Here is a 13394-nt window from a genome sequence, read left to right on the forward strand (position 1 = left end):
AGTCAGCTTAAAAACACGTCAGGAAAGCTGGAAGGACGAATATTCAGACATCATAAATTGAGTGAAATACCGAAATCATCTCGCTTTGGACCACCGCCCTTTTTTTAATTGCTCCACGAGCGTATTCCCATCCTTTTCCTTTCGTGAAACACCTGTTTCTTTTCGTACTGCTCCTGCTGGCTTCGGGCAGTGGCTACGCCCAAAAAACCAAAACCACCGGTGGCGCTGCCACCAGCGCCGCGATGGCGGGCCAGCGCTGGCCGATCGGCAAAGCCAAAGCCAATGCTTGGTACAAAGCCCATTCCTGGATGTCAGGGGCCAATTTTATTCCCAGTACGGCCATCAACCAGCTCGAAATGTGGCAGGCCGCCACGTTCGACCTCACCACCATCGACCGGGAACTGGGCTACGCCGAGGGCATTGGGTTCAATACCATGCGCGTGTTTCTGCACAGCTTGGCGTATCAGGAAGACCCGGCGGGCTTCAAAAAGCGCGTCGACCAGTACCTGGGCCTGGCCGTCAAGCACCACATTCAGACGCTGTTTGTGTTTTTGGACGACTGCTGGAACAAGGAGGCCAAGCCCAGCCCCCAGCCGGCCCCCAAAACGGGCGTACATAATTCGGGCTGGGCACAGGGCCCCGGCGACCCGGCCTCGCGCGACTCGGCCACCTTCAGCAAGCTCCAACCGTATGTGACCGACGTACTCCGTACGTTTGCCCACGACAAGCGCGGCCTGCTCTGGGACTTATCGGACTTACGCACAGGGCGTAATTTGGGCTAAAAACGACCTTTTATGCTAACCCAAAGGACCTGCATTGATTTTTTGCTCAACACCCCGCGCAATTATATAGGGGCGCATTTGGCCGTCCACCTGCCAGAGATGAGCCACGATCAGGTATATCGCTTTTTGCGCAATAACACGTTTTCGGCGGGTCAGTTACGGGAGTTGGTACAGCCTTTGGTAGCCGACTCACCCGAAGCATTTCTGCTGGTGGATGATAGTGTGCAGGATAAGCGCTACAGTCGCTTCATTGAAGTAGCGCAGCGACAATATTCGGGCAATGTGCACGGGTTGGTCACGGGCATTGGGCTGGTTAATCTATTCCACAGCAGCGGCGAAAGCGGTGATTTTCTGTCGCTAGACTTCCGCATATACGCTCCTGCTCAGGACGGGCTGACGAAAAACGACCACTTCCAGGCCATGTTCAAACAAGTGGTGGAAGAGGGAAAAATTCAGGCCCGCACCCTGCTCTTTGATAGTTGGTATGCCAACAGCGAGAACCTGAAAGTGATTGAGCAAGCCGGTTGGACGTTTTTCACCACCCTGAAAAGCAATCGGTTAGTGAGTTTAGGGAAGGAAACGGGCTATCAGTCCCTGAACACGCTCGACCCGCCGGCGGGGGGCTGGAGCCGGGGCGTGGAAGTGCGCCTGCAACAAGTACCGTTTGGGGTCAAACTTTTCAAGCTGGTTACCATAGACGGCAGCATTGAATGGGTGATAACCAATTACTTGGCAGCTCATCTCAATCGGGAAATGGTTATTGAGGCGGTGCAGGTACGCTGGCAGGTGGAGGAGTTTCACCGGAGTTTCAAGCAATTAACGGGTTCCGAGAAATGCCAGTGCCGCAAGGCGCAGGCGCAGCGCAATCATTTGACTTGTTGCTATTTAGTCTGGGTAACGTTGCGGCAATACGCCCGCGCCATCGGCCGCACCATCTACCAGGCCGCCTGCCTACCCTGGGCTGAATGGCTGCGGCAGCAATTGCAGAATTCATCTATTCCTGTTCTTGTACTTGAGGCTGCGTAAGTTTTATTAAATATTGAAAAAGTGATTCTTATTTAGGAAAGAGGTCTAATGGTTATCTAGTTGTATGATTGAGCCTTTGTAATTGAGCGTAATAATAAAAATGCCCCTTTACGTCATCTCCGGGGGGCCCGGGGCCGGTAAAACTACGCTGCTGGGGGCCCTGCGAGCCGCTGGCTTCGCGGGGGCTGATGAAGTGTCGCGCCAGCTCATCCAGGAGCAGGTGGCGCTGGGTAGCGGCCGGGTGCCGTGGCTCGATTTGGCAGGCTTTGCCGAACTGGCGATGGCCCGCATGGTGGCCGACCACGCGGCGGCGTCGCGGCGCGGCGGCGTCACATTTTTTGACCGCGGGCTACCTGATGTCGTTGCCTACCTAGAGGTTGCGGGGCTACTCGTGCCGGCTGCGTGCTACGCCGCAGTGGCGGCGCACCCATACCAGCCGGTGGTGTTTTTGGCGCCGCCGTGGGCTGATATTTACGTGAACGACGCCGAGCGCTGGCAGACGTTTGCCGAGGCCACGGTGCTGCACGGGGCCCTGCGGCGCACCTACCAGCGGTTGGGTTTTGCGGTGCTGGAATTGCCTAAAACCACGGTGGCGGCGCGCGTGGCCTTCGTGCGGGCGGCGGCTGGACTGTAGCCAAATTTGGGGCTCCAGCGCACGGCGGCCAATAATTCAGCCTACCTTTGCACCAACAAATGGTAATCGTTTCCGCGGTGCGGAACGATTTTAAAAGGGAAGCCGGTGTAATTCCGGGACAGTCTCCGCTGCTGTAACCCCCTCACCAACCGACCGATACACGGCGCCACTGTCCTCTTGGGGATGGGAAGGCCATCGGCCGGCGGGGGAAGTCAGAAGACCTGCCGCTTGCTCCATACAGTCACAGCTTTCGGCAGAAAGGCTCGTTGTACCATGCCCAACCCCCCGCTTCCCGCTGGCTGTGCCGGCGGCAAACCCCCTTTTTTTGCTGTTTGGCGCACCCTCACGCTATCGGCTCTGCTGCTGGTGGGGCCCCGGCCCGGCGTTGGCCAAACGACAATTTCCCCGGCGGCTACCCCTCGGGCAGCGGTCGCCGGGGCGCCGCGTGGGCGCACTGCGGTGCAGTACGCCAAGGGCTTCACCATCAGCTACGTAGCGGGCGGCAAGCTGGTCACCATCCTGAGCCCGTTCGAGCAGAAAACCACGGCTACACGCTACCTGCTGGTGCCCCGCGGGGCGGGGCGGCCAGCGGGCTACGCCGATGCCCACGTCATCGAAACGCCGCTGCGGAGCCTTGTGGCCCTATCGTCGATGCACGTAGCGCTGGCCGATTTCCTGGGGGCCGCCGACCTGGTAGTGGGCTTGGGTAGCTTCAAGTACGCCTCGGCCGCGCCGGTGCGGCAGCGCATCGCCGCCGGCAAGATTTACGAGGTAGGCCAGGGCAAAGAGCTTAACAACGAAGAGCTTATTGCCCATCACCCCGACCTGGTGATGGCCACCGGCTGGCCCGGCGAAAGCCTGGCGCGCTTCCAGACGCTGGAAGCCGCTGGCGTGCCCGTCATGATTAACTCCGAGTGGGTGGAAACCACGCCCCTGGCCCGCGCCGAGTGGGTAAAAGTGCTGGCCGCGCTGCTCAACAAGGAAGATTTGGTGAACCGGAAATTTGACCAGGTGGCCCGCTCCTACCACCGCTTGGCGGCCCTAGGCCACTACGCCGCCCAGCGGCCTAAAGTGGTTGTTGGCCTGCCGTTTAAGGACGTGTGGTACGTGCCCGATACCGACAGCTACCTCACGCAGTTCCTGCGCGACGCGGGCTGCACCTACGCCTGGGACCAGGCCCGGGCCCCCAGCGGCAGCCTGGCGCTGTCGTTCGAAACCGTGGCTCCCGTGGCCCTCACCGCCGACTACTGGCTGCAAACCGGCACCGCCGCCACCAAGGCCGATATCCTGGCCCAGGATGCGCGCTACGCCGCCTTCGCGCCCTTCCAAACCGGCCGCGTGTACAACAACAACCGCCGCACCAACGCCCAGGGCTCCAACGACTATTGGGAATCGGGGGCGGTGCGGCCCGACCTCGTGCTGTCGGATTTGATCAAGATTTTGCACCCCGAGCTGCTGCCCTCGTGGCAGCTCTACTATTACCAGTGGCTGAAATGAGCACGGCCCAACTGGCGGCCGCGCCGCCGTCGCTGGTCGCGGCCGGGCGGCGGCGCACGGCTTGGCTGCTGGCCCTGGCGGGGCTGGTGGCCCTGGGCTTCGTGCTCGACATTGCCCTGGGCCCCGTGCGCATCCCGCTGGCGGCGGTGGTGAAGATTCTGCTGGGCCAGGCGGCCGACAACCCGGCCTGGGCGTTCATCGTGAGGGAGATTCGCCTGCCCAAGGCCCTGACGGCGCTGGCCGTGGGCAGTGGCCTGGCTGTGAGCGGCTTGCAGATGCAAACGCTGTTTCGTAACCCGCTGGCGGGGCCCTCAGTACTGGGCCTCACGGCGGGGGCGGGGCTGGGCGTGGCCGCCGTAATGCTGGCCGGGGGCAGCGGCGCAGCGGGCGGCTTCGCCATCCGGGCGCTGGGCGTGGGCGGCAGTTGGGGCTTGGTGCTGGCCGCCACCGCCGGCGCCGCCCTGGTGATGGCCCTGGTGATGGCCCTCTCGGCCCGGGTGCGCGACAACGTGGTGCTACTTATTGTGGGCCTGATGGTTAGCAGCGTCACCGGGGCCATTGTCGGCCTATGGCAATACTTCAGTGCCCCCGAGCAGATTCAGGAATATTTGCTTTGGACGTTCGGCTCGCTGGGCGGCGTGGTGGGGCCCCACCTGGTGGTGCTGGCGGCCGTAGTGACAGTGGGGCTGGGGCTGGCTTTTGCCTCGGCCAAGCCGCTGAATGCCCTGCTGCTGGGCGAAAACTACGCCCGCAGCATGGGCCTGACCGTGGGCCGGGCGCGCACAAGTATCATCCTCAGTACCAGCTTGCTGGCGGGAGCCATCACGGCGTTTTGTGGGCCGATTGGCTTCGTGGGTATCGCCGTGCCGCACCTCACCCGGGGCTTGCTGCGCACCGCCGACCACCGCGTGCTGCTGCCCGGCGCCTGCCTGGTGGGGGCCGCCCTCACGCTGGGCTGCGACTGCCTGGCCCAGCTCCCCGGCAGCCAAACCGTCCTCCCGCTGAGCATCGTCACCTCGCTGCTGGGGGCCCCGGTGGTACTGTGGGTGGTGCTGCGCCGCAATAGCGTTCGCTCGTCGTTTTCCTGAAAAACTGGAAGTAAAAAATGGAGTTATCGAATCACCATTCGACTGTCATGCAAAGCGTAGCGAAGCATCTCTCCCGCGGCAGCAATTAATGGGTAGTCAGCGGGAGAAATACTTCGCTGCGCTCTGCATGACCGCCTTTTTTTATTGCAATTATCCTTTTGCTACTCATTGATTGCTAGTGCACTCCCCGCGCACTAGCAACCGACAACTACCAAACAATAACTAAATCCCTCATGCCCAACCCTGCGCCGCTGCTGACCGCCGAGGACCTGGCGGTGGGTTATATGAACAGAAAGACGCCCCACCCGGTGGCCGGGCCCCTGCGCCTGGCCCTGTGGCCCGGCGAGCTGGTCTGCCTGCTGGGGCCCAACGGCGCGGGCAAAAGCACGCTGCTGCGCACGCTGGCCGGCTTGCAGCCGCCGCTTGGCGGGCGGCTCGATCTGGGCGGGTGGCCGCTGGCGGCGATGGGGGCCCCCGAACGCGCCCGCCAGCTCAGCATCGTGCTCACCGACCGCGTGGACGCCGGCAACCTCGCCGTGCGCGAGCTGGTGCGCCTGGGTCGCCACCCGCACACCGGCTGGCTGGGCAGCCTCTCGGCCCACGACGAAGCCCGGGTGCAAGCTGCCTTGGAAGCCACTGGTACCGAAATCTTCGCCGACCGCCCGGTGGGTGAATTGAGCGACGGCGAGCGCCAGAAAGTGCTGCTGGCCCGCGCCCTCGCCCAGGACACGCCGGTGGTACTGCTCGACGAACCCACGGCCCACCTCGACCTGCCCAACCGTGTGGCTCTCATGCGCTTGCTGCACCAGCTGGCCCGCACCACGGGCAAGGCCATCCTGCTCTCGACCCACGAGCTGGACCTGGCCCTGCAAGCCGCCGACCGCGTGTGGCTGCTACCCGCCGATGGGCCCCTGCGCACCGGCACGCCCGAGGATTTGGTGCTGAGCGGGGCCTTTGCGGCGGCGTTTGCGCGGGAGGGGCTGGCCTTCGACGCGGGCACCGGCACCTTCGCTCTGCACGCGCCCACGGGGCCCCCGGTGCAGCTGGTAGGGGAGGGCGCCGCCGCTTTCTGGACGCGCCGGGCCCTGGAGCGCGAGGGCTTCGTGCCCACCACAGGGCCCGCCGCCCTGCGCGTGACGGCCCCCGCCGGCCCCGACCTGGGGCCCTGGTTGAGCCAAGTACCGGGCCAGGCCGCCCAGTCCCACGCCACCATCGGTGCGCTGCTGCGGACGATGCGTCAAGTTAATAGTAACCAATTGGTTGACTAATTAGCAAAGTGCCCGTCCTCATTTAAACAGATAATTAGAACAAATACTTAGTCGCTGGAAATCAGATAATTCATTCACAATGATCCCTTCCGCTTGCATATGAAAAAACGTTTTTTATCCCAACAAAGCCAGTCGCCGCGCCCCGAAATAAAGCTGCTGCTGGGCGCGGCCCTGTTGGCCGGCGCGGCGCCCGCCGCCTGGGCCCAGGTGGTGGCCCCGGGCGATACGTTGCAACGCCAAAGTCTCAACGAGGTAGTGGTGACGGCCAACCGCGCCGCCACGCCGCGCAACCAAGTACCCCAGCAAATCCAGGTCATCAGCCAGAAAGACATTCAGCAGACGCCGGCCGCGGAGTTTACCGACGTGCTGAAAAAGAACGCTTCGGTGGATATCGTGCAGTACCCCGGCCTGCTGGCGGGCGTGGGCATCCGCGGCTTCCGGCCTCAGACCGACGGCCTCAACCAGCGGGCCCTGCTGCTGGTGGACGGCCGCCCGGCCGGCACCAGCAACCTCGCCACCATCGACCTGGGCAGCGTGGAGCGCGTAGAGGTCCTCAAGGGCCCCGCCTCGGCCCTCTACGGCCCGCAGGCCATGGGCGGCGTAGTGAACGTGATTACGCGGCAGTCGCGCGGGGCCATCCGCACCTCGCTGTTTGCCGAATACGGTAGCTACCAAACGGTTAAATTTGGCGGGGCCACTGGCGGCAACCTCACTAAGCGGCTCGATTTTGATTTGTCGGCGGGCTTTTTCAACCGCGGGCAGGACTACAAGCTGGGCGGTAACGGTATTCTGCGCCGCGCCCTGGACGCCAGCAGCGCCACCCAAACCTTTGCCGACGGCACCACCAAAACCGTGGACGACGCCCGCGGCGATAATCAGCGCCGCGACTTCACCAAGCTGAAGTACTACGCCGGGGCCCTGCGCCTGGGCTACCAGCTGAGCGAAAAATGGCGCGTGGACGTGCGCGGTGAGCTGTTTAGGGCCCCCACGGTACAGGCCCCCAACGATATTTTTTACGGCAACCTGGGCCCGTCGAGCAAGGACATCGAGCGCGGCAACCTCGACCTGAGCGCCACCGGCAATTACGCCCACCACCAGTTGTTTGTGCGCGGCTATACGTCGAGAGAAACCAGTAACTACAATACCCTGGCCGACTACAACAACGCCCCCGTGCCGCCCTACCGCTCCTACCAGAGCCAGTACCTCTGGAAGGGCTTGCAGGCCAAGGACGTCATCACGCTGGGCCGCCAGCGCCTCACGGTGGGCATCGACCACAACGAGGCCACCAGCAACTCGCAGGTATTCAACCCCGACGGCTCCAACGGCATGCCCTACAGCCCGAACTACGCGCTGAATACGACCGGTATTTACGCCCAGGGCCAGCTGAGCCTACTGGCCGACAAGCTGGTGGTGACGCCGGGCGTGCGCTACGACTTAATTACCTATAATGTGAAGCAGACCGACCTGCTCACCGATTTCACGCCGGGCAAAAAAACCAACCCGTTTTTCAGCCCCAGCCTGGGGGCCCAGTACGCGCTGACGGACGGTCTGCGGGTGCACGCCACCATCGGCCGCGCCTACGTGACGCCCGACGCCTTCAACGTGGCCGGCTTCTCGCAAACTGCACCCGACAGCGCCCGTCAGGTGGCCATCACGCAGGGCAACGCCAACCTGAAAAACGAGAACAGCGTGACTTACGACGCCGGCTTGCGCTTTGGCCAGGCCACGTCGGGCTTCTCGGCCGACGCCACGTTCTTCGCCACCCGGGTTGCGAACCGCATCACGACCCGCACCGCTAACCCCGTGGGCGAAACCACTGCCGAGGGCTACGTCGTGAGCTCGCGCACCACTTACGTGAACGCCAACGACAGCCAGATTAGGGGCCTGGAGGTCGAGGTAGGCTACGACTTCGGGGCCCTGGCCGACCGCCGCTACCTGCTGCGCGCCTTCGCCGGCGGCACGGGTATTTTCAAGGCCCAGGACGTGACCAACAACGTGGACGGCACGCGCACCGTGCGCGATATTTACAATGTGGCCCGGCTGAACGGTAACTTGGGCGTGGCCTTCGACAGCTACCAAGGCATCACCGCCCGCCTTACCGGCCACTATGTGGGCCGCCGCAAAGACACCGATTTTACCGACGTGAACTACCCGCAAGTAGAATATCCCGCGTACATGACCGTCGATTTCTCGGCCGGCTATACAGTGGCTAAGCACCATACCTTCTCGCTACTGGTGAACAACCTGACCAATGAGAACTACTACGAGAAGCGCGGCTACAACCTGCCCGGCCGCAATATTTCGGGGCGCTACACCATTGCATTTTAGGGCCCCGTGCTGACCTACATTTCCGGCGGGCAGCGCTCGGGCAAGAGCCGCTATGCCCAGGAGCTGGCCCTGACGCTAAGCCCCAACCCCGTGTACCTAGCCACTTCGCGGGCCTGGGACGACGACCACCGCCAGCGCATTGCCCGGCACGTAGCAGACCGCGATGACCGCTGGACGACGCTGGAGGAGGAAAAGTACGTGAGCCGCCTAGCTTTGGCGGGCCGCACCGTGGTGCTAGATTGCGTAACGCTTTGGCTCACTAACTTCTTCGCCGATACGAAATACGATGTTGAAACAACGTTGCAAGAAGTAAAGGCAGAGTTTGATAAATTAGTGCAACAAGATTGCACTTTGATAATCATCTCCAACGAAATCGGGATGGGCCTGCACGCGCCCACCGAGGCCGGCCGCAAGTTTGCCGACCTGCAAGGCTGGCTGAACCAGCACATTGCCCAGCGCGCCGACCGCGCCATTTTTATGGTGTCGGGCCTACCGCTGGTAGTGAAGTAACCACTTGTAGTGCGGACTCGCGGAGTACACGCTACATTCAATTAACCCTCATGAAAATCTACACTAAAAAAGGTGACGCCGGCACGACCGGCCTCTTCGGTGGCTCGCGAGTGCCGAAGGACGATGTGCGCGTGGAGTGCATGGGCGACCTCGACGAGGCCAACTCGACCCTGGGCCTGCTGCGTGTGAAGCTGGGCCCCGAGCACGAATGGCAGCCGCCGCTGCACAAAATCCAGAAGGATTTGATGGACATGATGTCGCACCTAGCGCGGCCTTCTGATACCAAAAAGGCCAACAGCAACCCGCTGCCCACCGAAGGGGCCCAGGAGTGCGAGGCGTGGATTGACGCGCTGGAAGGCGCTATGACCTCGCCCTCCGACTACTTCCTGCTGCCGGGCGGCAACGAAATCTCGGCCCTCTGCCACGTGGTGCGCACCCAAATGCGCCGCGGCGAACGCCGCCTCGTCAGCCTGATGGCCACCGACGCCGTGCACCCCGCCATCCCGGCCTACATCAACCGCCTGTCGGACCTGTTTTTTACCCTGGCCCGCGCCGAGATGGACAAGGCCGGCGTGGCCGAAGAGAAGTGGCAGTTGTTTCTCTACAAGCGCTTTGGCAGCAGCGCCGCGCCCACGGCTCCCGCCGAGCCCGCCGTCGGATGAACTGGAACATCACCGCGCCCGACGGGACCCTGGCCGTCGCCATTGCCCATAAAATCGATACCAAAACCAAGCCCCTGGGGGCCCTGGGCCAGCTCGAAGCCCTGGCCCGGCAGGTAGCACTGGTGCAGCAAACCCTGGCGCCGATGCTGCGCCAGCCGCACGTGCTGGTGTTTGCAGCCGACCACGGCATTGCTGCGGCCGGTGTGAGCCAGTACCCGCCCGAGGTGACGCACCAGATGGTGCGCAACTTCGCCGGCGGTGGGGCAGCCATCAACGTGTTTTGCCGCCAGAACGGCCTGGGCCTGACCATTGTGGACGCCGGCGTGCGCGGCTCCTTCGCCGATCTGCCCGCCGTGCGCGACGAGAAAATTGCCGAAGGCACCCAAAACTTCGCCCAGGGCCCCGCCATGACCGCCGCCCAGTGCGCCGAGGCCCTGGCCCGCGGCGCCCGCCTGGCCGACGAGCTGCACGCCGCCAGCACCAATGTGCTGGGAATGGGGGAGATGGGCATCGGCAACACGTCATCTGCGGCCGTACTGATGCACCTGCTTACGGGCCGGCCGCTGGCCGAGTGCGTGGGCCGCGGCACCGGCCTCGACGCGGCCGGCCTGGTCCGCAAATTGGCCGTGCTCACGCAAGCCGTGGGGGCCCACCCGGCCCTCGACGCGGCTGACCCGCTGGCCGTGCTGGCCACATTCGGCGGCTTCGAGATTGCCCAAATGGCCGGGGCCCTGCTGCGCGCCGCCGAGCACCGGATGCTGCTGCTGATTGACGGCTTCATTGCCTCGGCGGCGCTGCTGGTGGCGGCGCGGCTGGCCCCGAAAATCCTGTCGTACTGCGTATTCTGCCACGAATCGGACGAGCAGGGGCACCGCCTGCTGCTGGCCGAGTTGGGTGGCCAGCCGCTGCTGCGCCTGGGCCTGCGCCTGGGCGAGGGCACGGGCTGTGCCCTGGCCTACCCGCTGGTGCAGGCCGCCGTCAATTTCCTGAACGACATGGCCTCGTTCGAAAGCGCGGGCGTGAGCAACGACTCCGGCAAGTGAGCCGATTGGGTTGCAAATGCGCTAGGTGTATGATCCCGGTGAGGGGGTGAGGTTCCCCGAGGCCGGGGCCCGCCGGCTTCCTCGGTACAGCTCGTACTTCAGCAGGCGGCAATCGATCGGCCCGTTGAACAGCGGGATGCGCCGGGTGGCTTTCAAGCCGATGGTCTTCGCTGCGTCCAGGTTGCCGGTCAGCACGTAGGCTTCGTAGCCCTGGAAGTTGGTTTTCAGCGCGTCGCCGATGGTTTTGTAGAAGGTGGCCATCTCGGCCTCCTCCCCAATGCGCTCGCCGTAGGGCGGGTTCGTGACGACGAGGCCGGGGCCCTCGGCGGCGGGCGCGGCGGCGTCCTTCACGTCGCGCACCGACAGGCGGATGCAGTCTTCGAGGCCGGCGGCGGTGATGTTCTGGGCGGCTTGGTCAATCACTTTCGGGTCGATGTCGGAGCCGGCCAGGTACGCTTGGGGCTCTTCCAGGCGCTGAGCTTCGGCTTCGGCGCGCACCTGCTGCCAGAGGTCGGCGTCGAAATCGGCCCAGTTCTCAAACCCAAACTTGCCCTGGTGAAACAGGCCCGGTGCGATGCGCTGCGCGATGAGGCCGGCCTCGGTGAGGATGGTGGCCGAGCCGCACATGGGGTCGATGAGCGGCCTTTTACCGTCCCAGCCGGCGAGCAGCACTAAGCCAGCGGCCAGCACCTCGTTCAAAGGCGCGTCGTTGGTAGCCTGGCGGTAGCCGCGGCGGTGCAGCGAGTCGCCAGCGGCGTCACGGCTGATGATCACCTCGTTCTCCAGCATGCGCAGGTGCAGGCGGATGTCGGGGTGGCGCGTGTCCACGTCGGGGCGGCTGCCGGTGCGGTCGCGGAACTGGTCCACGATGGCGTCCTTCATCAACTGGGCCACGAACAGCGAGTGTTCAAACGTGGACTTATTGACCACAGCCGTGATGGCGAAGGTTTGGCCCGGACCGATGTACTCGCTCCAGTCGATGCGGCCCACCTCGCGGTACAGGGCCCGCTCGTCGGGGGCGTAGAAGCCGGCCAGCGGGCACAGCAGGCGCATGGAGAGGCGGCTCCAGAGCACGGTTTCGTAGAGCAGGCGCTGGTCGCCAATGAATTCGACGGCGCGGCTGCCTACGTGGGTGATGTCGGCCCCGAGGGCGTACAGCTCGTCGGCAAGCAATTCTTCCAGGCCGAACTGGGTGGTGGCGGTGAGGTGCATGGCCGCAAAGGTCGGGCACGGCGGGCGGGCGGCGCGCACGGCGGCAGCCAGGACTATCTTGCGACCCCCGGGGCCCCCTTTCGACCCGCATATTTTGCCGCCATGCCCGAGAAGAATTTCTACATCATCGCCGGTTGCAACGGCGCGGGCAAAACCACGGCCTCGTTCACCATTTTGCCGGAGGTGCTGGATTGCCGCGAGTTTGTGAACGCTGACGAAATTGCCCGGGGCCTCTCGCCCTTCCAGCCCGAGAAAGTAGCCTTCGAAGCGGGCCGCATCATGCTGCACCGCATCGACGAGCTATTTGCCCGGGGCGAAACTTTCGCCGTTGAAACCACGCTGGCCACCAAAATTTACCAGCAGAAAATCCGCGTCGCCCAGCAACACGGCTACACCGTTACCCTGTTGTATTTTTGGCTGAGCAGCCTGGAACTGGCTCAGGCGCGCGTCGCTACGCGGGTAGCGGAAGGCGGCCATTGTATTGCCCCCGAAGTAATTGAGCGCCGGTATTGGCAAGGCATACGTCAGCTTTTTTCCAACTACTTGACACTGGTCGATGATGCGTTTATTTTCGATAATTCGAGTGGTAAGCCGGTTTTATTAGCTGAGAGTTCGGCCAGTGGCTTTCGCATTAGTAACGACAGTTTGTATCAGCAACTAAGAAACCAATATGAATCCAGAAAAGCAGATTGAGCTTCGGGACAAAATCATGGCCGGCCTGGAACTAGCCTACGCGCGGATGCTGGAATTTAAGCGGCAGAAGAATAGCGTGGTAGTAGTAGCGCGTGACGGGAATATTATCAGGTTAAAACCGTAACTGTGGAAAATCATGTATTTAAATCAAGAACAAATTCGCGAACTCGACTTAATTACTCGCGAGGCATTAGATAGACTATATCTACAAGACGCTGTTTTAATGAACAGACGTGGATTAGAGCAGTCTTTAGCATTTCGTTTTGGAATCTATTTTCATTCTCAAATCAAGAATACAGAATGGCTTTCCAGACTGGATTTAGATATGGAATACAGCAAGAACGGGGATGATCCAAAGCGTACTCCAACTAAACCGAACGGATCAAGACCTGACCTCATATTACATAGTAGAGGAAATAATGATGGTAATGTTTTAATTGTCGAATTTAAGGGTTGGTGGAATCATCAGAAGAGAAGCGTTGATAGAAATAAGGTCTTGGACTTCACAAATCTTGAAGGCGACTACAGGTATGGCCTTGGCATGTTGATTGAATTCAAAAAGAATGGGTACGTTCTAGAACTTATCGAAGGAAACAGAACGCTTGACTTATCTGAAGTACCTCGGATATAAGAAAAGCCGGCCCCCGTGGC

14 protein-coding genes and 1 riboswitch are annotated in these 13394 nt (G+C 62.3%); of the genes, 13 read left to right on the top strand and 1 reads right to left on the bottom strand.

The features are described from left to right. The first annotated feature begins 143 nt into the window (after positions 1-143). From DDQ68_RS01385 to cobT, 10 genes are all read left to right on the top strand, one after another. Positions 144-782: a hypothetical protein gene (locus tag DDQ68_RS01385; RefSeq protein WP_109652369.1), complete on the top strand. Its 639-nt coding sequence runs from the start codon at positions 144-146 to the stop codon at positions 780-782. Between the two features lie 12 nt (positions 783-794). Then, entirely contained in the window at positions 795-1808 is a 1014-nt protein-coding gene (locus DDQ68_RS01390) for an IS701 family transposase (protein ID WP_438830716.1), read from the top strand. A gap of 100 nt (positions 1809-1908) precedes the next feature. After that, positions 1909-2442, top strand: a complete 534-nt coding sequence (locus tag DDQ68_RS01395) for an AAA family ATPase (protein ID WP_109652372.1) — start codon at positions 1909-1911, stop codon at positions 2440-2442. Between the two features lie 43 nt (positions 2443-2485). Next, positions 2486-2685, top strand: a riboswitch (cobalamin riboswitch). Positions 2686-2901: 216 nt separating this feature from the next. Continuing rightward, the gene (locus DDQ68_RS01400) at positions 2902-3939 is read left to right on the top strand and encodes an ABC transporter substrate-binding protein (RefSeq protein WP_162549714.1); all 1038 of its coding nucleotides are present in this window, start codon (positions 2902-2904) and stop codon (positions 3937-3939) included. Beyond that, complete coding sequence (locus tag DDQ68_RS01405; RefSeq protein WP_109652379.1) at positions 3936-5027, top strand: iron chelate uptake ABC transporter family permease subunit; 1092 nt, start codon at positions 3936-3938, stop codon at positions 5025-5027. The genes DDQ68_RS01400 and DDQ68_RS01405 overlap by 4 nt, the downstream gene beginning before the upstream one ends. 233 nt (positions 5028-5260) lie before the next feature. After that, positions 5261-6295, top strand: a complete 1035-nt coding sequence (locus tag DDQ68_RS01410) for an ABC transporter ATP-binding protein (protein WP_109652382.1) — start codon at positions 5261-5263, stop codon at positions 6293-6295. Between the two features lie 99 nt (positions 6296-6394). Then, on the top strand, positions 6395-8623 hold the full coding sequence (locus DDQ68_RS01415; RefSeq protein WP_109652385.1) for a TonB-dependent receptor: 2229 nt from the start codon (positions 6395-6397) through the stop codon (positions 8621-8623). Between the two features lie 6 nt (positions 8624-8629). Next, positions 8630-9133 carry a bifunctional adenosylcobinamide kinase/adenosylcobinamide-phosphate guanylyltransferase gene (locus tag DDQ68_RS01420; protein WP_109652388.1) on the top strand — a complete coding sequence of 168 codons (504 nt, stop codon included), beginning with the start codon at positions 8630-8632 and terminating at the stop codon, positions 9131-9133. A 50-nt stretch (positions 9134-9183) separates the two neighbouring features. Then, positions 9184-9795 carry a cob(I)yrinic acid a,c-diamide adenosyltransferase gene (locus DDQ68_RS01425; RefSeq protein ID WP_109652392.1) on the top strand — a complete coding sequence of 204 codons (612 nt, stop codon included), beginning with the start codon at positions 9184-9186 and terminating at the stop codon, positions 9793-9795. Then, positions 9792-10838, top strand: a complete 1047-nt coding sequence (cobT, locus tag DDQ68_RS01430) for a nicotinate-nucleotide--dimethylbenzimidazole phosphoribosyltransferase (RefSeq protein WP_109652395.1) — start codon at positions 9792-9794, stop codon at positions 10836-10838. The genes DDQ68_RS01425 and cobT overlap by 4 nt, the downstream gene beginning before the upstream one ends. A gap of 21 nt (positions 10839-10859) precedes the next feature. Here the strand turns inward: cobT and DDQ68_RS01435 are convergent, their stop codons facing one another. Continuing rightward, positions 10860-12050 carry a THUMP domain-containing class I SAM-dependent RNA methyltransferase gene (locus DDQ68_RS01435; RefSeq protein WP_109652398.1) on the bottom strand — a complete coding sequence of 397 codons (1191 nt, stop codon included), beginning with the start codon at positions 12048-12050 and terminating at the stop codon, positions 10860-10862. Between the two features lie 102 nt (positions 12051-12152). Here DDQ68_RS01435 and DDQ68_RS01440 point away from each other — a divergent pair, with 102 nt between their 5' ends. Genes DDQ68_RS01440 through DDQ68_RS22370 form a run of 3 tightly spaced genes read left to right on the top strand, consistent with a single transcriptional unit; the run spans position 12153 to position 13374 of the window. Then, positions 12153-12743 (top strand): ATPase, encoded by a 591-nt coding sequence (locus tag DDQ68_RS01440; protein ID WP_109652401.1) that lies wholly within the window; start codon positions 12153-12155, stop codon positions 12741-12743. A gap of 46 nt (positions 12744-12789) precedes the next feature. Then, positions 12790-12867, top strand: a complete 78-nt coding sequence (locus DDQ68_RS25080) for a hypothetical protein (protein WP_498366112.1) — start codon at positions 12790-12792, stop codon at positions 12865-12867. Between the two features lie 12 nt (positions 12868-12879). Continuing rightward, positions 12880-13374 (top strand): hypothetical protein, encoded by a 495-nt coding sequence (locus tag DDQ68_RS22370; protein WP_162549715.1) that lies wholly within the window; start codon positions 12880-12882, stop codon positions 13372-13374. The last annotated feature ends 20 nt before the right edge of the window (positions 13375-13394 follow it).

The organism is Hymenobacter nivis (assembly GCF_003149515.1).
Lineage (GTDB): Bacteria > Bacteroidota > Bacteroidia > Cytophagales > Hymenobacteraceae > Hymenobacter > Hymenobacter nivis.

What these genes read in the sequence shown, in the direction of transcription:
- DDQ68_RS22370 (WP_162549715.1), top strand. Translation starts at nt 12,880, where the DNA reads ATGTATTTAAATCAAGAACAAATTCGCGAACTCGACTTAATTACTCGC.
- DDQ68_RS01440 (WP_109652401.1), top strand. Translation starts at nt 12,153, where the DNA reads ATGCCCGAGAAGAATTTCTACATCATCGCCGGTTGCAACGGCGCGGGC.
- DDQ68_RS01395 (WP_109652372.1), top strand. Translation starts at nt 1,909, where the DNA reads ATGCCCCTTTACGTCATCTCCGGGGGGCCCGGGGCCGGTAAAACTACG.
- DDQ68_RS25080 (WP_498366112.1), top strand. Translation starts at nt 12,790, where the DNA reads ATGCTGGAATTTAAGCGGCAGAAGAATAGCGTGGTAGTAGTAGCGCGT.
- cobT (WP_109652395.1), top strand. Translation starts at nt 9,792, where the DNA reads ATGAACTGGAACATCACCGCGCCCGACGGGACCCTGGCCGTCGCCATT.
- DDQ68_RS01390 (WP_438830716.1), top strand. Translation starts at nt 795, where the DNA reads ATGCTAACCCAAAGGACCTGCATTGATTTTTTGCTCAACACCCCGCGC.
- DDQ68_RS01435 (WP_109652398.1), bottom strand. Translation starts at nt 12,050, where the DNA reads ATGCACCTCACCGCCACCACCCAGTTCGGCCTGGAAGAATTGCTTGCC.
- DDQ68_RS01405 (WP_109652379.1), top strand. Translation starts at nt 3,936, where the DNA reads ATGAGCACGGCCCAACTGGCGGCCGCGCCGCCGTCGCTGGTCGCGGCC.
- DDQ68_RS01415 (WP_109652385.1), top strand. Translation starts at nt 6,395, where the DNA reads ATGAAAAAACGTTTTTTATCCCAACAAAGCCAGTCGCCGCGCCCCGAA.
- DDQ68_RS01410 (WP_109652382.1), top strand. Translation starts at nt 5,261, where the DNA reads ATGCCCAACCCTGCGCCGCTGCTGACCGCCGAGGACCTGGCGGTGGGT.
- DDQ68_RS01425 (WP_109652392.1), top strand. Translation starts at nt 9,184, where the DNA reads ATGAAAATCTACACTAAAAAAGGTGACGCCGGCACGACCGGCCTCTTC.